Genomic DNA, 19841 nt, shown 5'->3' on the forward strand with positions numbered 1-19841 from the left:
ATTAGAGATAATACTAAAAAAACAAAATCTAAAAAATTTTCAAAAAACTATTGACACTGTGTATTTTATATTCTAGAATATATACAAGTTCAAAAAATAATTAATTTTCAATTAATTAAAAAAATTGAAATCAATAAACTATAACAAAAGAAAAGGAGAAACTATCATGAAAACTAGACTTTATTATTACTATTATAACCTATATATTTAGAGGCTGTATCTAAACTAGCATAATGTACGGATACAGACCTCGGTAAATACAATCCAGGGCTTTGTGTCTGTGCAGGTTATAATAATAAGTCAATTTTATGAAGTTTCATTACTTATATATAAGCCGCATAGATCGAGAATTATGTGGCTTTATTTTTTTAGTAATATAATGATTAATAAAAGCCATGTAGTCTTAAACTATATGGCTTTTATTTTTTCCCTGGAAATCAAATCAAAAACCTATCAAACGACAAATCAAATATAAATTCAAAATCAGAAACTTCAAATACACTAAAATAATTCGGAGGAAAATAAAATGAAATCAAATAAAAAAATATTATCTTTAATACTATCTTTAACATTAGGAGCAACATTACTTACAGGATGCTCAGGTGGTGGAAAATCTTCAGGATCATCTGATGAAGTAAAGAAAATAGGTATAACTCAGCTAGTTGAACATCCAGCACTTGACCAGGCAAGAGAAGGATTTATAGAAGGACTTAAAGAAAATGGTTTTGTAGAAGGAGAAAACCTAGAAGTAGATTTCCAAAATGCTCAGAACGATAACCCTACTTCTCAGACAATAGCTAGCAACTTCGCAAATGATAAAAAAGACTTAATATTTGCAGTATCTACTCCATCTGCTCAGGCTGCATTAAATGCTACTCAGGATATACCAATAGTATTCACAGCAGTTACAGATGCTGTTGAAGCTGGACTTGTAAAAAGCAATGAATCATCAGAAAATAATGTAACTGGTACATCTGATGCAATACCAGTAGATAAATCATTAGAACTAATAAAAAAATTCGTACCAAATGTTAAAACAATCGGTGTTGTTTGCAACACAAGTGAAATAAACTCTAAATTACAGGTAGATACTTTAAGAAAAGCTGCTGAAAAAGAAGGTATAAAAGTAATAGATAAAGGTGCAACTCAAGCAAATGAAGTTAACCAGGCGGTTGCAGCAGTTGCAAAAGAAGCTGATGTAATATTCACACCAACAGATAACCTAGTAGCATCTTCAATGCCTATAATAACTAAAGTAGCAACTGAAAATAAGATACCCGTTATAGGTTCTGAAGAAGGACATGTTGAAAATGGCGCACTTGCTTGTAATGGAATAAACTACAAAAATCTTGGTAAAAAAGCTGGAGAAATGGCAGCTCAGATACTAAAAGGTGAAAAACAACCTTCTGAAATACCAGTAGCTACTATGGAAGAAACTACAATAATAATAAACAAGTCAACAATGGAAAAACTTGGAATAAAAGATCCTCAAATAGAAAACGCAATATTTAAATAAAAATAAAAAAAGTGCTATCACAGAATAAAATGGAACCTATAGAATGGACACTTGTAAAAAGGTGTTTCATCTATAGGTTCTTTTTTTGTATAATTTTAATATAGAGGTGAGTAATTTATGAGTAAAAAACAATTTAGTAAAGAAGAAACATTAGAGCTATCAAAAAATCCATTTGTAAAGAATGTAAGCTGTAAATCAATAACATATACAAATGAATTTAAAATACATTTCATAACAGAATACAATAAGGGAAAAAATCCAACACAGATATTTAAAGAAGCAGGTTTTGACACTAACATCATAGGTGCAAAACGTATTAAATGCGCTAGCGAGCGATGGAGAAAGTCATATAAAGAAAATGGTATTTTGGGACTAGATGATTCTAGAGTTAATAATTCTGGAAGACCAAGAAAAAGAAAATTAACAGATAAAGAGATAATAGATAAGAAGGATGCTGAAATAGCATATCTTAAAGCAGAGCTAGAACTAGTAAAAAAGCTAGACTTCGAAGAAAGGCAGGTGATGAATAATAAGCTACCTTCGGTGAAAATATTCAAATTAATTAATGATGTAATAAATAAATATTGTTTAAAAAAAATGATAAAACATCTATGTATTGTTGCAGGAGTATCTAGATCTGGATTTTATAACTATTTAAAAAACAAGAATGTAATAAGCAAACAAGAAGAAAAGGATTTAGAAGCAAAAGAAATAATTCTTAAAGCATATAAGTTCAGAGGATACAAAAAAGGTTCTCGTTCAATAAAAATGATTTTAAAAAGTAAATTTAATATAATATTTAACAGAAAAAAAATTCAAAGAATAATGAAAAAATATGGAATTAAATGTCCTATTCGCGAGTCAAATCCAGCTAAACGTATGGGAAAAGCAAGAAAAGAACATCACACAGTTCCTAATAAATTGAATAGAGAATTTAAACAAGGTATACCAGGAAAAGTACTTTTAACTGATATTACGTATATGCCGTACGGCAATGGGAAAACAGCATATTTATCAACTGTAAAAGATTCTTCTACGAATGAAATTTTATCGTATCATTTATCGAAGAATTTAAAAATGGATATTGTTATTTCAACTATTAACAATCTCATGTTATCAAATTCAGACAAATTACATAAAGATGCATTTATTCATTCTGATCAAGGAGTTCATTATACAAGTACTATTTTTCAGAACTTGTTAAAAAAATATAATTTAGGTCAATCTATGTCTAGAAAAGGTAATTGTTGGGACAATGCTCCGCAGGAGTCATTCTTTGGTCATATGAAAGATGAAATAGATTATAAAAGTTGCAATACATTTGAAGAGTTAAAAAGTTTAATAGATGATTATATGGATTATTATAATAATGATCGTTGTCAGTGGAATTTAAAACAGCTGACTCCTATTCAATATAGAAGTCAGCTGCTTGCTGCTTAAGACTTTTTTATATATGTCCTTGACATAGGGACCATTTTAGAATGTTATTAAACGTTCTATGATAGCACTTTTTATATATTATAAATATTTATTAGAAAATCATCATAAATATCATACTATACTTATATAGAATAATTTTACACTTATTTAACTTCTGGTATATCAAATCCAGTTTGTGATGTTGTATTATTAGAAGTTAATGTATTCTGATATAACATATAGAAAGCAGATGCACTCCAACTGAAGTTCTTAGTATGTAGACCTTCTCCAGTTTCAGGGTTATAATTCTCATGAATTGGTCCACTTTCTAATAAACCTTTGGTATTATCAAATAATTTAATTGTTGCATCTTTTGCTTCATCATCATATCCATAGTTCTGTAAAGCTTCTACTGCATATAAAGCTTGATCTAACCATACTGGTCCACGCCAATATTTTTCTGGTGCATATTTAGCATTATCTTTTGAAGCTGTTGGGAAAGGTACTAATGTATTAAATTTATTAGAATCTGTCATATTTTCCACTACTTTAGCAGCTCTATCTTTAGTTGCAGCTTTAGCCCATAATGGAATCCAACCTTCTGTTCCTTTACCTCTATTTACTAATAATTTCTTTTCTGAACCATCTTCATTTGTCTGAACATCATAATAGAATCCAGTTTCTTCATCATACATTTTTTCATTAATGTATTTTTGAAGTTTTTCTGCTTCTTTTGTGTATTTTTCTACATCATCTTGATATCCTAATTCTTCTGCCATTGATTTTAAGAATCCTTTTTCAGCATATAGATAAGCATTTAAATCTACTGATTCTTGGTTGATAACATATCCGACTGGATCATGTTTATCATTTCTTACTGTATAAATTTCAATACCTTTATCATCTGGTCCACTTCCTTCACGGTCAAAACGTGTTGCATTATCCATACCACTTTCCCAAGCAGCTGCTTCTATTCCTGCTTCTGGACATACAATACGTTCACCATTATCATCCAAGATAAATCCGTCTTCGTTAACTGTACCAAAACCTTCAACATTCTGACCTACTTTATAGTCATAATTACGCCAATCGTAACATGTTTCATGTACCATTCCACCATATTCAGCAATACCATTTTTATCAATATCACGATTTGTATACCACCAATTATGGTAAGCTACTAATTTTGGATACATTTCTTTTAAGAACTCTTTATCACCAGTTCTACGATATACACTATTAACTGCCCATGCCGCTAATGCAGGTTTAGAATTTCGTTCATTCCAGTTACCACCATCACCACCACGGTCTTCATTTTGATTATAGAAAATACAGTCGATTATAGCTCCTGCATCTTGTGGACGAACTGAATCATCACTCTTAATTTGATAATCAAATAATGCACGAACATTGTCCTTAGCTAATTCTTCATTAAAATATGTTGTAGCTGCTACCTGTTTCCAAGAATCCCATGCCCACATACCAATGAATGATTTATATGACATTGATGGTATAACTCCATCATGTTTGATTGCTCCTGCAGCAGAACGCCAGTTAGTCATCAAAGTTTCAATTGATTTTACTGCAGCATTTTGATATTTAACATCGATATTTGTATCATTTTCAAAAATAGTATTTACATATTCTTGCCAACGAGAATTATTTTCTTCAAAATATTTCTCAGGATTTTTTAATAAATCATCTACTTTAGCTTTTTCTGAAGTTTTTTCTTCATTTGTAAAAGTAAAGCTCTGTGTCTGATAAGTATTATATTCGCTATTAGCACCAATAGTTACTGGTTCTTCTTTCTCGATTACATATGACAACTTATCATCAGTAACTGTTGTTTTAATATCATCTTCACTTAGTACAATATCAAATGAATTTTCAGCTGTTGTCATATAATCCCAAATAGCTCTATTTTCATTGAAGTTAACTTTTACTCCATCTTCATTTCCACTTAATGTAGTTCCCATTTTATTTTCTTCACTTGTATACCAAGTAAATAAGTGTCCATCCCAAGATAGTTTTAATGTTAAATCTTCATTAGTTTTATTTATTATTTTTGTTTCAATTAAAGCACTACGATTAGTACCAAAAATTAATTTTAATTTTAATGTTAATTCATCTAAATCATAAGTCTGTTCAAGACGACCTGGATAATATACTTCACTCGTAGTCGCTTTAGTCAGATCAATTTTTTCATAAGTTCCCTTTGATGTTGCTTTTTCTAGATTGATTTTATTAATTGAATCAGATAAATTAACTGGATATTCCTCAGCAATAATTACTGGTCCAGCAAATCCTCCATATAAATTTGTTGCTGATTTTTGATGTAAATAATATCCATGCCAAGCTCCCATATCTGAAAAGTTATTATACTCATTTGTATCATATGTACCATAAAGTTTTTCTTTTGGATTAGCTGTTACATCTAAAACATTACTAAAATCAGTAAGTGATTTTGCTTTATCAGCTTTTGCAACAGTTTCTTTTTTATCAGCTGATTTTGCAATTATTATAACCAAACCTAATATAACAATTAGACCTAAAATTAGGCCTTTTTTAATCATCCCTCTTTTTTTCATTTTTAACAATTTTCTCCTTATATAAAATAATAATAAATATATCTGCTAAAAAATAGAGGTGAACGCATGCTTTTTCACCAAAAAAAGGTATTAACAATAATAGTCAATACCTACATATTAGTCAAATATAATTTTTTATTACAATAAAAATTGTATCATTTTAAACCTTTACTGTCAACTTTTTCTTTTTAATAGCTTATATCATAAAAAAATTATTCTTTTATAAAATTAAACATTTTAAAGAAAATTTATTTTTTGGAATAAATATATGAGCTATTCATTAACTAATGATAATACTATTATACTTATTTTGTTCCTGTAGATCCGAATCCACCTTCTCCTCTTTCTGAATCAGTTAATTCTTCTACTTCCATTACATTCACCTCATATATTGGCTTTACAACCATCTGAGCAATTTTCATATGTTTTTCTACAACAAAAGTTTCTTTTCCATGGTTTATAAGTATTACACCTATTTCTCCTCTGTATCCTTCATCTATTGTTCCAGGAGTGTTTAATACTGTTATAGAATGTTTTAAAGCTAGTCCACTTCTTGGTCTAACCTGAGCTTCTGTCATATTAGGAAGCTGTATTGCAATACCTGTCTTTATTAATCTAGTTTCCCCTGCTGGTATTTCAACTTCTGAAACAGAATAAAGATCCATTCCAGCATCACCTTTGTGTGCAAATTTTGGTATTATCGCATCTTCATTTAATTTTTTTATTTTAAGTTCAAACATGTGTTCCCTCCATTATTGAATATTTTCTACATTTATTATATACTAAATAGGTATAATTTGGTACATAATTAAAATATAGAGATATATACAAATTTTTAAAATAAATCAAAAAGGTGGCGAGCAGATGAAATTAATACTGGCAGAAAAGCCGTCAGTAGCAAAAACTATAGCCTCTTTCTTAGGTGCTAAGACAAGAAATCAAGGCTATTTTGAGGGAAATGGATATATAGTTACATACGCTGTTGGGCATTTAGTTTCCCTTTATGATGTTAAAGACTACGACAAAGAAAAATACTCTGGCTCTTGGAAAATGGAAAATTTCCCTTTCATTCCGCCAGATAAATTTAAGTTTAAAGTAGATAAAAGTAAAAGAGATCAATTTAATGTAATAAAATCTCTTCTAAAAAGAGATGATATCGAATATATAATAAATGCAACCGATAACGATAGAGAGGGGGAACTTATCGCATTTTTAATTTTCTTCCTTATAAAACCAAAAATACCAATAAAAAGAATACTTGTAAACGAATGGACTCCAGAAGATATTACTAGAGGAATGAATAATTTAAAAGAAAACAATGAAATGTTAAATTTACAAGCTGCTGGATATACAAGGCTTATAACTGACTGGCTAATTGGGATAAACTTTACATCAGTTGCTACTTTAAAATACGGAAACGGAAAAATGCTAAATATTGGTAGAGTTATCCTACCTACAGTTAAATTAATATACGATAGAGATATGGAAATTAAAAATTTCGTTCCTAAAACATATTACGAAATAGAAGGAAATTTCAAAGCTAAAAACGGAACTTACAAAGGTAAGTATATATATAAAGGAAAAGAAAGTAGAATAGACGATTTAGAAGAATGTAAAAAAATAGTATCTGAAATAAATTCAGATAAAGGTACCATAAAAGATAAAAAGGTTACAAATACCAAAGAATACGCTCCAAAGCTATTCTCTCTTACATCTTTACAGGGGTACATAACTTCTAAATATGCTCGATTTACATCTGATAAAGTCCTTAGTGTATGTCAGTCTCTTTATGAAGGGAAAGGAAAAGGGGGATTTATCACATATCCTAGAACAGACTCTATCTATTTAGAAGAAAGTTTAGCTTCTAAAGCAGAACAGACTTTAAATAAGATAAAAGAAAATCTTCCTTATAAAGATAAAATCAAATTTACTAAGACTAAGAGAGTTTTCGACTCTTCAAAGGTAGACAGCCACAGTGCCATAATGCCTACCTATATAATACCAACAGGACTTAATGAAGACGAGATGATAGTCTACAACGCAATTAGAGATAGATTTGTCGCAAACTTCATGCCTCCTGCAGAATTTGAAAACACTGATATAAAAACAGATGTCGACGGAAAAATATTCCAAACAAAAGGAAAAGTACTAAAATCTAAAGGATATCTTGAAGTCTACAATAAGCAGGATAAAAACGAACTTCTCCCATTCGTCGAAAAAGGTGAAGAAGTCGATGTACTAGGTGCTGCACCAGTTGAAAAACAGACTACACCACCAAAATCATATACAGAAGATACACTTCTAAAAGCTATGAAAAACTGTGGTAAAAACGTATCTGATGATGATACAACTGTACTTTCTGGATATTCAATAGGAACTTCAGCTACTAGAGCTGATGTTCTTAAAAAGATAAAAGATGTTGGCTATGTTAAAAAGAAAGGAAAATCCTATTATATAACAGAGCTAGGTATAAATCTCGTTGAAATTTTCCCTGTAAAAGAGCTTCTCGACGTTGACTTTACTGGTAAACTAGAAAAGAGCCTTAGCGATATTCAGAAAGGGCAATTTACTAGAAAAGAATACCTTAACAATATCTGCTCTTTCGTAGTTAGAAGTGTTAATACTATGAAAATGGACTCAAAGAAAAATATAAATCCAGAGCACTATGTCTACAGCACTAAGTATAAAAAATATGTAAAAGAATCTTCTTTAAAAGCTATGGAAGAAAAAGGTAAATCCTCTGCTAAAGCTACAAACGCTAAAAAATCCGATTCTAGCTCAACAAAATCAGTTGACAATAAATCCACTTCAAAAAATTCTAGTGAAAAGCAGAGTTTGGGAAAATGTCCAGTATGTGGTTCTGATGTATATGAATACGAAAAAGGGTTCTTCTGTGAAAACTACAAAGAGTGTAGATATGGAATCTGGAATGAGGATCAATGTTTTAAAAAGTTTAAAAAGAAACCTAATAAAACTATGGTAAAATCATTGCTAAAAAAAGGTGAAGCTAAAGTAAGATCATTTACCGATGCAAACGGAAATAAATTTGATGCTATAGTTAAATATCAAAAAAATCCAGCCAATGGAGCTTATGGTTGGATAATAGAAAGAATATAATTATAATAACAAACCAAAGGCGATTGAAATCTTTCAATCGCCTTTTATTTAGTAAATACTTAATACTGATGTATAGTCGGGATCTTTATATAAATGATCGAAGTACGAATGGGCAGATGTATATCCTATTCCCAATTTCCCTCTATTTTCATCTATAACCTTGTACTGATCCATAGCTTTTTTAGCTCTATCTCTTTCAGCTTCAGTTTCTGATTTATAGTATTCTCTTTTGTCTTCTGGTATATATTTTATGTATTTTGGTTTCATAAAATATCTAGCATCCTTTATTTTGTGCTCATCGCTAAGTCTTTTCAAAACTTCTCCATTTTTTCTGTGCATTATATGGTCATCGTATTTATAATGATGTGCCACATGTGTAACACTTCCAAGTTCATTTTCAAATTTCAGCATAGTCTTTTCCATAAGTTCATAATGAGTTCCAGATTTATTATCATCATCTGCAAGTATTATTATATTCTTTTCTTTAACTCCAAGTTCAAATAAAGCTGCTTTAAATTCATTATTTCTAAGTGTTTCTTTTTCTTTTCTAGAAAGTCCTTTAAATCTAGGATTTCTTGTAAAAACATTTACACCTGAACCATCTGAAACTAGTACAACATATACATTGTCAGCTCCACGCTCTTCTATTGCCTTTGTAATTGCACTAACTCCCCATAAAATTTCATCATCTTGATGTTGTGGATAAAATACAACGTGTTGTTTAAAGCTTTTGTTTGATAGTTTATCAATTATATTATCTTGAGCACCTAAAGCCGTATTCGCTATTCCTAAAAACAAAATTGAAAGCATACTAATAATTATTTTTATTTTTTTATTTTTCATATTATCACCTCTAGTATTCTTTATTTTGTAAACAAGTTATTACTTTGATTTTGCATATATTAACATACTTCATTATTTAATGCTAGGATATGGCTAATCTTGTTATAATTTGTCATAGTTTGAGGTGATTTTTTAATAAATTAAATCAATTTTGTATTATTATTTAAATTTTATATGAATTATTATATTAAAATATAACAATTTTGTATTTTTTAAAACTAATTTTCTTTAAGATATAGCTATTCTCTTCACCTTATTCCAAACTTTTTTGTATCTTGGCTCTACAGTTTCTTTCATAGCACAAATTTTATCTGCCATACAAACTAGCCAAGCTTCTTTTGTTTTTGGAGGAACTGGAGTTAGTGGAAACATATGCTTCTTAATTATATCTTCTTCTATTTCTGAAATATCAAAATCTCTCATAGCATTTTTTAAAGATTTCATTGGATGGAAAAATCCATGCCACTTGTGACTATCATCCTTTTCATGCCAATCATATAAAAAATAATCGTGAAGCAACGCACCTCTGATAAGTGCTTCTTCGTCTACATATATATTAAATTTTTCAGCAAGTTCTAAACTCTTTTTAGCAACTAATATACTATGCTCATATACAGAAACATCTCCATGCTGAATGAAATTTTTAGTTTCTTTAAATCTACCTTTTTCTTCTAATATTTGTATCATGTCGTTTATTTTTTTCATAAGCATGCCCCCTTTGTTCATACTTATATTAACATTTTTTCCTTAATTAGTTCTAAAGTTTTTATAAAAAATAATTAATTATTGTAAACTTATTTTGAAATATTTTCTAATTATTTTTCATCTACTTCTTTTTCTTGTTCTAGCTTTTCTTTATCTAATTTTGCATAATACTCTTTAGCTTCTTTATCTGCTTTTTTAACTTTTTCAACTAAATCATCTTTATAAATATCATCGTAATTAAAGTTTATTATATTTAATTCACCCTTAGGCACACTGCCTGTTTCTGTTTTACTATGTCTTAAAGTCAAATCTATAGCTCTAAAAGGAGCACCTGCCTCATCAAATTCTTCTCTAACATACTTTAAAATATTTGCTGCATTTTTAGGACTAATATCGTCAGTTTCAACATAAATAATTATATGCCCTACTGACCTCCCTAATTTTCTAATATCATAAAGCTTATCTACCTCTAAACTCTCTTGCACCATAGCATACTCTGGTATATCATCATCTTCACTTTCATAATCTATGCTATTTTTTGTACGTATTTCTAGTGCTCCATAGTATATATCTCCTTTATATTTAAGCATTATCTTTTCTAAAATAGGATCAGTTAATTTTCTATATTCATTGTTTAACCTATCCGCAGTATTGTATCCATCAGTTATACTAGCATAATTATCGTATTCTAGTTTTCCAAACATATTAATACTCAAGTTAAATTTACTATCTATGCTACTTGGTGAGCTTATTCTAGCATGATAATATCCATCTTTAAAACTATAAACAACGTCATTTATCTGATAATCCTTGTTTTTGTACTTTGTTTTTAATATTTCTTCTGCAGTATTTTGAGCAAGCATCTTTGAAACTGGATTTCCCATAAATGCATTTGCAAATCCAACAAGTCCTATAATCATAGCTATTGCGACAATAACAGCCAATCTTTTCCAAAATTTTTTAGTCATATTCACCTACTCCTTTCTCAATCCAAAATGTAGTAGTCCTGCAATTATAGTTCCAATAATTGCAAACAAAGAGTATATAGCTCCCCACATAACCATTGATGCTATATCTAGATGCTCTACTCCCCTAAAAAATCCTATTCCATTGATTATAAAATTGCTTATTACAATGATACAAGGCACTGTATATGCAGCTTTCCAATGGAATAAATAATATCCAAAAGCTCCTATTATAGGCATAATAAACGAATTTAGAAACATTTCTTCACTAGCTGTCAAACTAAGACCAAAGAAAATACCAAATATAATTATCATACCCAAATATTTATTTATTTTCTTTTCAACCTTTTTAGCTGCTTTATCTATGTTTATTGATTGAGGGTTTATTATTTGAGAATTCTTATTATCTTCTGTTATATTTTTGTTATTTGTATACATTTCATCATATATTTTTTTACAACTTTCACACTCTGAAATATGCTTCATGACAGCATTTTCACTATCCTCACTTGCTACACCATCCCGAACAAGTGGCATTAAGTCCATACAAATATCACAAGTAATTTTAGTCATTTTTAAATCCCTCCTTCTCTAATATTTTCTTTAGTTTGTTTTTAGTTCTAAAGAATACTACTCTAGCTGAACTTTCAGAAATATTGCATATTGCTGCAATTTCAACGTATGAATATCCATCTATTCTCATATTGAATATTTTTCTGCTAAGTTCTGATTCTGATTTAAGTATTTCTGATATAGCTTGTTTTAATTCTTTGTAAAAAATTTCTTCATTTATATTTCCTAATGAGTTATTTTTATTTTCTACTATATTTTTATTAATCTCTAAAATATTATAATCATATAAATCATGTAAACTCTCTGCTTTTATTTGAGTTGATTTTTTTCTTAAGTATGTATACCATTTATGTCTTGCTATGGAGAATAACCATGTTTTTATATCCGACTCTCCTCTAAATGTCGCTATTGATTTTACCACTTCAACGAATACTTCTGATGTTATTTCTTCTGAAACGGAAGTATCTCGACAAAGGCTGTATATGTATTTGTAGATATCTTTGTAGTATTGATTGAATAGTTCTTGGATAAGCTCTTTCATCGGGATTCCTCCTTTCATTAGATTAGTCGTTTTGTAAGTGGTTTTTGTTACAAGATTTTAGAAATTTTTTTGTTTTTTATTTAATATTAGCACAATGTTAATAAAGTTAGTAAAATTATATTTTCTATTTTTTTCATAAAAAAAAGTGTGTAGCTATAAACTAACTACACACTATAAATTACTTAATTATAACATTATAACATTTTTGCTCTTAATTCTTCATTTGATAATGGATGTAAATAACTTGGAGCTACATCAAATGGAGTTTTGCATCCCTTCATACCTTCCTGATTCATACGGTATGCTGCTCTAGCATAAGCAACTAACACACTTGAAGTGAATTCTGGGTTAGAATCAAGCTGTAAGCTGTATTCTATAACATGTTTATTTTCATTTTCCCATCCAGTTGTACCACTGTATATTACAAATCCACCATGAGGTATTCCACCATGTTCTCTCTGAAGTGTTTCTTCATCTATGAAATGTACTGTTGTATCATATTCATCGAAGTAGTTAGGCATTGTAACTATTTCTTCTCTAATTCTATCTAAATCTGCACCTTCTTCTGCTACAGCAAATACTTCTCTTGTATGTTTCTGACGAGTAGTTAGTGTTGGATTGGCTCCACTTCTAACTGCATCTAATGCTTCTGGTACAGGTATTGTGTACTGTCTAGCATCTTTTATACCTTCAACACGTCTTACTGCATCACTGTGTCCCTGGCTAACACCTTTTCCCCAGAATGTATATGCTTCCCCTTCTGGTAATATTGCACTAGCGTAAACACGATTTAGTGAGAACATACCTGGATCCCATCCAGTAGATATCACTGCTATTTTATTTGACTCTTTACATTCTGCATCAACTGCTGCAAAATGTTCTGGTATTCTTGCATGTGTATCAAAACTATCAACTACATTGAAGTATTTAGCAAATTCTTTAGTCTGTTCTGGTAAATCTTTTGCACTTCCTCCACATAATACCATAACATCTATATCATCTTTCATATTTGCTGCATCTTCCATTTTATATACAGGAATATTTGCATCATGTGGATGTATGCTGCTAGGATCTCTTCTTGAGAATATCCCTACTATTTCCATATCTTTTGTTTTACTTACGGCTGATTCTACACCTTTTCCAAGGTTTCCATAGCCAACTATTCCAACTCTTATCATCGTCAAAACCTCCATTGTTTATAAATATAGTATAATAATATCACTAATTCTTTTTATTTGTATATATATTTTTTTAAAAATTTTGAAACTATTATGAGCAAATTTTTCAATTTTTTCGCAAATATTTAATACCCTTCAACTTCTTCTTTCAAACATACAAAAAGACAACTAATATTTTTAACTAGTTGTCTTTATATTCTATAATTATTTATTTTCTATCTTTTAAATCTTTTTCAATATTTCTTTTCCAATCACCACTTAATTTTTCATCGCAGCATCTCATCATTTTAACAGCATCAGAAACTGCTTCATAATTTAATTCTATTCCTTTTTCGTCACAACAAAACTCAACTGCATAATCTTCTTCAATTCCAAGATTTTTAGCCTCACCTATTGCATCTATATTCGCACCTAAGAAAAGAAACTCCCAATTATTTTCTTCTTTAGCTCTTTCAATTAATCTTTTAACATCATGATATCTGTATTTTTCACTGGCATTTTCAAGTCCATCTGTCATAATAACGAAAACAGTTTTTTCAGGAATATCTTCTTTTCTTGCATATTTGTGAATATTTCTTATATGTTTTATAGAATCTCCAACAGCGTCCAAAAGTGCTGTACAACTCATACAAACATAATCATCCTCTGTAAGTTCTTTAACTTCCTTTATATCAACTCTATCCAAAACCACATCTTGATTATCATTAAAAAATACAACAGATACAAGAGCATCTCCTTCTTCTTTTTTCTGTTTCTTTATAAGTGAATTAAATCCATCTATTGTATCACCTTCTAATCCACTCATAGATCCTGATTTATCAATTATAAATACTAGTTCAGTCAAATTTTTCATACTACCATCTCCCATTTATATTTTTTATCTATATTCACAGTATAGAATATTTCAAAATACAAATGGTCGCATGGTAGGTGACAATTAAAAATCGACCTATATATTATAAATCTAACAAGATATTCAATAAATCTAATAATCTATTTTTTAATCTAACATCCTATTAAATTTTCTCCAAAATCATATAAAATATCATTTACTTCTAATACATCATATATTTTATTTTCTATACAATATTCAATTATAATATCAAATCTACTACTATGTGTTAACTTATATCCAGCCTTACCAATAAAATCATCTGTTTCATCCAAATCTAATTCAAAAGCTAATGCAAATGCAATTGCAGTTATTTTGCTAGGCCTATAATCTGGATTATTCTTTATCTTTGAAAAATGTTTTCTATCTATATTAGCCTTTCTATAAACATCTGATGTCTTAAGATTTCTTTTTTCTATAATAGAAAGAAGCTCCTCCGAAAAAGATTTCTCTAACTGTTGCTCCAAATCATACTCAGATATTTTTCTTCTACTCTTTAGGAAATCTTGCATCTCACAAATTTCTGAATCATCATCAATTTGCAAACATTTATCCTCTGAATTTAAATTACATATAATAATCTCACTATCAGAAAATAGATATTCACCTATATATCTATCTTTTATATATTTTTCTATTTCACAAAAGAGCTTCTTATTTATTTTACTGTTCATAAATTTTTCTCCTTTTTAAAAACATCCATAAAATTCTTCTTCTGGTATATCTTGAAGTCCTGATACCTGCCCATCTCCAAGTTCCATAACTACAAGTTCATCATTTGATTTTCTAGCTAAATCTATAGTAACAAATCTACTATCAATTCTTTTACAAATTTCTTTGACCCATTTTATTTCATTATCTGAAAGTCCTCCTTCAGAATGATGCCAATATGAGTCAATTATCAATGGTTCATTATCTAATACAAATACTCTATACTCATCAGAGATAGGCATACCACTTTCTTTATGTTTACCAATAGATTTTAAATCAATAAATTCTCTAAGAACAATTCCTCCAGTTAATAAATCATCTTGTCTTTCTATAAAATTCTTTATAACTTTTAATGCATTCTCTGTATCTTTTACATCTTCTATAAAACAAGCTTCATACCATTCGTGTTTTCTACTCTTTACATAATCTTTTACTATAACAGCTCCCTCAAACTTACTCAATAATTCTTTCAAAGATTCTTCAGAAAAATCTTCTGTCCATGCTGATTTCGCTGTGCAATCTTCAAAATCTTTATACCAATCTGGTAATAAATGGTACTTATTATATTCATTAGGAGTATTAATTAATTCTATCCCTTTATTTTTAAGCTTTTCATAAAACTTTTGATACATATCAGGCTTCATCATCCACCCTCTATAAATCGTACTTCCTTCTATATTTCCATTAAATAAACGTAATTTACCAAACTCTAAATCCTCGTAACTAAACAGTGACGTTTCAAATCCTTTTTCCTTACTTACTCTATATTCATCATCATAAACCGGATCTGCTTCATTATTTTCAAAAGCATTATTACAGAATAGAAATTTAAATTTTTGCATATAATCACCTTCAATCTAAATAAATCGTCTACAATTATATTTTATATCTAATAATAAAAATAATCAAAATTTTTATTATAAAAGAGGATTTTTGATAAAAATATAGAAATTCTTATTAAAAGAATTAAGGAGGGATATACTATGCTAAACAAAAGAATATCTCCACAAAAAATATATAGTCCAATACTACTAACTTGGAACAGAATAAAAGATGATGAAGAAGAATTTGATGATGAAGAATTTGACGACGAGTACTATGACGAATTCAACGACGATGAAGATTACTTTGAAGATGAAGACGACAACTTCGATTACTTTGACGACTAAAACTAAACAAATATTTAAAATGCTATCATCTAAAACATGGTAGCATTTTTTATTTTTAATATAATCATCTAAACAATTATTAAACTCTTCACTAATAAATTTAATACTAAATAAAAAAATAGTTATTAGCCTAGGCTAATAACATTAAAAAAGGCTACTAAGCAATTAAAATGGTCCCTATGTCAAGGACATATATAAAAAAGTCTTAAGCAGCAAGCAGCTGACTTCTATATTGAATAGGAGTCAGCTGTTTTAAATTCCACTGACAACGATCATTATTATAATAATCCATATAATCATCTATTAAACTTTTTAACTCTTCAAATGTATTGCAACTTTTATAATCTATTTCATCTTTCATATGACCAAAGAATGACTCCTGCGGAGCATTGTCCCAACAATTACCTTTTCTAGACATAGATTGACCTAAATTATATTTTTTTAACAAGTTCTGAAAAATAGTACTTGTATAATGAACTCCTTGATCAGAATGAATAAATGCATCTTTATGTAATTTGTCTGAATTTGATAACATGAGATTGTTAATAGTTGAAATAACAATATCCATTTTTAAATTCTTCGATAAATGATACGATAAAATTTCATTCGTAGAAGAATCTTTTACAGTTGATAAATATGCTGTTTTCCCATTGCCGTACGGCATATACGTAATATCAGTTAAAAGTACTTTTCCTGGTATACCTTGTTTAAATTCTCTATTCAATTTATTAGGAACTGTGTGATGTTCTTTTCTTGCTTTTCCCATACGTTTAGCTGGATTTGACTCGCGAATAGGACATTTAATTCCATATTTTTTCATTATTCTTTGAATTTTTTTTCTGTTAAATATTATATTAAATTTACTTTTTAAAATCATTTTTATTGAACGAGAACCTTTTTTGTATCCTCTGAACTTATATGCTTTAAGAATTATTTCTTTTGCTTCTAAATCCTTTTCTTCTTGTTTGCTTATTACATTCTTGTTTTTTAAATAGTTATAAAATCCAGATCTAGATACTCCTGCAACAATACATAGATGTTTTATCATTTTTTTTAAACAATATTTATTTATTACATCATTAATTAATTTGAATATTTTCACCGAAGGTAGCTTATTATTCATCACCTGCCTTTCTTCGAAGTCTAGCTTTTTTACTAGTTCTAGCTCTGCTTTAAGATATGCTATTTCAGCATCCTTCTTATCTATTATCTCTTTATCTGTTAATTTTCTTTTTCTTGGTCTTCCAGAATTATTAACTCTAGAATCATCTAGTCCCAAAATACCATTTTCTTTATATGACTTTCTCCATCGCTCGCTAGCGCATTTAATACGTTTTGCACCTATGATGTTAGTGTCAAAACCTGCTTCTTTAAATATCTGTGTTGGATTTTTTCCCTTATTGTATTCTGTTATGAAATGTATTTTAAATTCATTTGTATATGTTATTGATTTACAGCTTACATTCTTTACAAATGGATTTTTTGATAGCTCTAATGTTTCTTCTTTACTAAATTGTTTTTTACTCATAAATTACTCACCTCTATATTAAAATTATACAAAAAAAGAACCTATAGATGAAACACCTTTTTACAAGTGTCCATTCTATAGGTTCCATTTTAAATACCTTATATTCTCTTTTTTTAGGTAATTTCCAATTTAAAAAATCTTTATTAATAAGAGTAACATTATTTTTACTTTTAAATTTATTTATTAAATTTCCATATAAACTTCTATCTAGTTCTATAGCTGTAACCCAATAACTTTTTTCACATAAAGCTTCTGTTATATGACCTTTTCCTGGTCCAATTTCAATAACAAAATCATTTTTGGATATATTTGTTTTTTTTATTAATTTATATATAGTATTTTTACTAGTAATAAAATTTTGCGATACACTAATATCAACTTTTCCTCTATAATTATTACTTTTAGCTTTCATTCATAATCTCCTTTTACTTCTTCTTCAATATTTTTTATCTGTGATGCAGATAGTTCGTTATTAAATACTATTATTTCAGCGTTCGTTTTTTCGATTAAATCTTGTAATTCTTCAATTTTACCACTACCCATATAGAATGTTGGATTTATCTTCTTTAAATTTTGCTCCACTTTTCCAACTACTTCCATATCACAGGCTATACATAAATTCTTAAGTTCTATTATAGATTCCTCAAAATTATTTTTGTTATTTATATTAATTCCTACAATTATTACTCTTTTTCTCATTTTCATAATCTCCTATAATTTTATATTTAAACTTTAATATTTAAATATCACGGGATTATGACTTTTAATTATATTAAGATAATAGCCACAATCCGTGACTTACCCTCTTAATCTTATTGAATGTATACATCCACGTATATTCATCTTATTACCTCCTAACCTTTATCTACTTTACTTTGCCGACTATAATTTTTAAATCAACCGTTATTTTTTCTATATCACATTTATTTAATTCATTTATTTGTTCTTTGCTCAAACCAGATGTTAATGGTGTCATTTTTATAAAATCTTCTAAATTATATATATTTGTTTTATAAGTGATTCTTTTATCATAGATGATTTCCAAGTTATCTTTAAATGAATTTATAACATTTTTATTAGAATAAGTATCTTTTTTTATTTTACCTTTTATTTCAGACCTTATCTCTTTTAAATAGTGTTCATCTGGAATTACTTTTATTACAACTCCACCTTTGTTTAAAACTCTAGTAAATTCACTATAATTCGATGGTGAAAGTATATCTATTATTATATCTAATTTATCATTTTTAAATGGTAGATTTGATAAGTCTGATACACTCCATAGTATGCTATTTTCGTATCTTGTAGCAAGTGAAATTCCTTCTCTTGATATATCTATTCCAAACAATTTACACCTACTATTTATTTTTTCATCTGAATATAGTTGATTTAAATAATATCCTTCTCCGCAACCAACATCTAGTACAAAATTAACATTCTTTTTTGACGTATATTTATCCACTATATCTATTATCTCTTTAGAAAGCTCGTCATATATACCATATTCATATATTTTACTTCTAGATTCAAATAATTTTTTATCATATATTGTCTTCGCATTATTCTTTACTAAATTAACATATCCTTTTTTAGATATATTAAAGCAATGGTTATTTTCACATAATACACTACTTTCTTTTATATATTTTATAGATTTTTTACACACTGGACATCTAAGTATTGATATATTTTCATTAAGTAATTCTCTTAAAACTTCAATCTTTTTTAATTTTCTCATTGTTCATAACCTTCCTATTTCTATTATTCATATAAAATAGCACGAAGTTATTACATTTTATTAAATTTGTTTAACGATAGCCACAACTCGTGCGCTATCCTCTTAATCTGATATATGCAAGCATTATAGCTACCTCCTTATTTTAGTTAATAAAAAATCCACTTTAGTATACCAGTGGATATATCTTAAATATAGTTATATAATATTATATTTAGGAGTTGTATCTATTATTTTTAATTTATTAATCATTCTATATAAATTTATCATAAATCTAACTCCTTTCTTGTTTTATTAAATTTAATAGTAACATAAATAATATTCACTGTAAAGTATATCGAAGTTCACAATATATAACAAT

At 28.3% G+C, this 19841-nt stretch carries 18 protein-coding genes and 1 pseudogene; 4 read left to right on the top strand and 15 right to left on the bottom strand.

Annotation, left to right across the window (positions count from 1 at the left end; translation table 11 throughout):
• Positions 1 to 526 precede the first annotated feature (526 nt).
• Together KGNDJEFE_RS08905 and KGNDJEFE_RS08910 are read left to right on the top strand one after the other, a co-directional pair.
• A complete protein-coding gene (locus KGNDJEFE_RS08905; protein ID WP_006439047.1) occupies positions 527 to 1516 on the top strand; it encodes an ABC transporter substrate-binding protein in 990 nt (329 codons plus the stop codon).
• Between the two features lie 117 nt (positions 1517 to 1633).
• Positions 1634 to 2956, top strand: coding sequence for an IS3 family transposase (locus tag KGNDJEFE_RS08910; RefSeq protein WP_148881763.1), 1323 nt, complete (start codon positions 1634 to 1636; stop codon positions 2954 to 2956).
• A gap of 143 nt (positions 2957 to 3099) precedes the next feature.
• Here KGNDJEFE_RS08910 and ygjK read toward each other — a convergent pair whose 3' ends face one another.
• Positions 3100 to 5523, bottom strand: coding sequence for an alpha-glucosidase (ygjK, locus tag KGNDJEFE_RS08915; RefSeq protein ID WP_006439046.1), 2424 nt, complete (start codon positions 5521 to 5523; stop codon positions 3100 to 3102).
• 305 nt (positions 5524 to 5828) lie between these two features.
• Complete coding sequence (gene dut / locus KGNDJEFE_RS08920) at positions 5829 to 6263, bottom strand: dUTP diphosphatase (protein ID WP_006439045.1); 435 nt, start codon at positions 6261 to 6263, stop codon at positions 5829 to 5831.
• Positions 6264 to 6387: 124 nt separating this feature from the next.
• On the opposite strand from dut, the gene KGNDJEFE_RS08925 reads away from it, so the two are divergent.
• Positions 6388 to 8640 (top strand): type IA DNA topoisomerase, encoded by a 2253-nt coding sequence (locus KGNDJEFE_RS08925; RefSeq protein WP_006439044.1) that lies wholly within the window; start codon positions 6388 to 6390, stop codon positions 8638 to 8640.
• Positions 8641 to 8688: 48 nt separating this feature from the next.
• Here KGNDJEFE_RS08925 and KGNDJEFE_RS08930 read toward each other — a convergent pair whose 3' ends face one another.
• The 9 genes from KGNDJEFE_RS08930 to KGNDJEFE_RS08970 all read right to left on the bottom strand — a co-directional run bounded on the left by KGNDJEFE_RS08930 (position 8689) and on the right by KGNDJEFE_RS08970 (position 15890).
• Positions 8689 to 9483: a PIG-L family deacetylase gene (locus tag KGNDJEFE_RS08930; protein ID WP_006439043.1), complete on the bottom strand. Its 795-nt coding sequence runs from the start codon at positions 9481 to 9483 to the stop codon at positions 8689 to 8691.
• A 228-nt stretch (positions 9484 to 9711) separates the two neighbouring features.
• Positions 9712 to 10188 carry an HD domain-containing protein gene (locus tag KGNDJEFE_RS08935; RefSeq protein ID WP_148881837.1) on the bottom strand — a complete coding sequence of 159 codons (477 nt, stop codon included), beginning with the start codon at positions 10186 to 10188 and terminating at the stop codon, positions 9712 to 9714.
• A 110-nt stretch (positions 10189 to 10298) separates the two neighbouring features.
• Positions 10299 to 11156 carry a YfjL-like protein gene (locus KGNDJEFE_RS08940; RefSeq protein ID WP_050754628.1) on the bottom strand — a complete coding sequence of 286 codons (858 nt, stop codon included), beginning with the start codon at positions 11154 to 11156 and terminating at the stop codon, positions 10299 to 10301.
• A gap of 6 nt (positions 11157 to 11162) precedes the next feature.
• Positions 11163 to 11726, bottom strand: coding sequence for a zf-HC2 domain-containing protein (locus KGNDJEFE_RS08945; RefSeq protein ID WP_006439040.1), 564 nt, complete (start codon positions 11724 to 11726; stop codon positions 11163 to 11165).
• Positions 11719 to 12267: an RNA polymerase sigma factor gene (locus tag KGNDJEFE_RS08950; protein ID WP_040410194.1), complete on the bottom strand. Its 549-nt coding sequence runs from the start codon at positions 12265 to 12267 to the stop codon at positions 11719 to 11721. Before KGNDJEFE_RS08950 ends, KGNDJEFE_RS08945 begins: the two co-directional genes overlap by 8 nt.
• Positions 12268 to 12461: 194 nt before the next feature.
• Positions 12462 to 13445, bottom strand: coding sequence for a diaminopimelate dehydrogenase (locus tag KGNDJEFE_RS08955; RefSeq protein ID WP_040410193.1), 984 nt, complete (start codon positions 13443 to 13445; stop codon positions 12462 to 12464).
• Positions 13446 to 13653: 208 nt separating this feature from the next.
• Positions 13654 to 14298, bottom strand: a complete 645-nt coding sequence (locus tag KGNDJEFE_RS08960) for a vWA domain-containing protein (RefSeq protein ID WP_040410192.1) — start codon at positions 14296 to 14298, stop codon at positions 13654 to 13656.
• A 152-nt stretch (positions 14299 to 14450) separates the two neighbouring features.
• Positions 14451 to 15011, bottom strand: coding sequence for a helix-turn-helix domain-containing protein (locus KGNDJEFE_RS08965; protein WP_006439036.1), 561 nt, complete (start codon positions 15009 to 15011; stop codon positions 14451 to 14453).
• A 15-nt stretch (positions 15012 to 15026) separates the two neighbouring features.
• Entirely contained in the window at positions 15027 to 15890 is an 864-nt protein-coding gene (locus KGNDJEFE_RS08970; protein ID WP_006439035.1) for an ATP-grasp domain-containing protein, read from the bottom strand.
• A gap of 141 nt (positions 15891 to 16031) precedes the next feature.
• Between KGNDJEFE_RS08970 and KGNDJEFE_RS08975 the strand changes: the two genes are divergently transcribed.
• Positions 16032 to 16217 carry a hypothetical protein gene (locus KGNDJEFE_RS08975; RefSeq protein WP_006439034.1) on the top strand — a complete coding sequence of 62 codons (186 nt, stop codon included), beginning with the start codon at positions 16032 to 16034 and terminating at the stop codon, positions 16215 to 16217.
• Positions 16218 to 16422: 205 nt separating this feature from the next.
• On the opposite strand, the gene KGNDJEFE_RS08980 is transcribed toward KGNDJEFE_RS08975, so the two are convergent.
• The 4 genes and pseudogenes from KGNDJEFE_RS08980 to KGNDJEFE_RS08995 all read right to left on the bottom strand — a co-directional run bounded on the left by KGNDJEFE_RS08980 (position 16423) and on the right by KGNDJEFE_RS08995 (position 19483).
• On the bottom strand, positions 16423 to 17745 hold the full coding sequence (locus KGNDJEFE_RS08980; protein WP_148881763.1) for an IS3 family transposase: 1323 nt from the start codon (positions 17743 to 17745) through the stop codon (positions 16423 to 16425).
• A 79-nt stretch (positions 17746 to 17824) separates the two neighbouring features.
• Positions 17825 to 18157, bottom strand: a pseudogene (locus KGNDJEFE_RS08985) (rRNA adenine N-6-methyltransferase family protein); the annotation flags it as partial.
• Positions 18154 to 18444, bottom strand: a complete 291-nt coding sequence (locus KGNDJEFE_RS08990) for an HflX-like GTP-binding protein (protein WP_244949423.1) — start codon at positions 18442 to 18444, stop codon at positions 18154 to 18156. The pseudogene KGNDJEFE_RS08985 and the gene KGNDJEFE_RS08990, both read right to left, overlap by 4 nt.
• 166 nt (positions 18445 to 18610) lie before the next feature.
• The gene (locus KGNDJEFE_RS08995) at positions 18611 to 19483 is read right to left on the bottom strand and encodes a methyltransferase domain-containing protein (RefSeq protein ID WP_006439032.1); all 873 of its coding nucleotides are present in this window, start codon (positions 19481 to 19483) and stop codon (positions 18611 to 18613) included.
• Positions 19484 to 19841 lie beyond the last annotated feature (358 nt).

The organism is Peptacetobacter hiranonis, assembly GCF_008151785.1.
GTDB lineage: Bacteria > Bacillota > Clostridia > Peptostreptococcales > Peptostreptococcaceae > Peptacetobacter > Peptacetobacter hiranonis.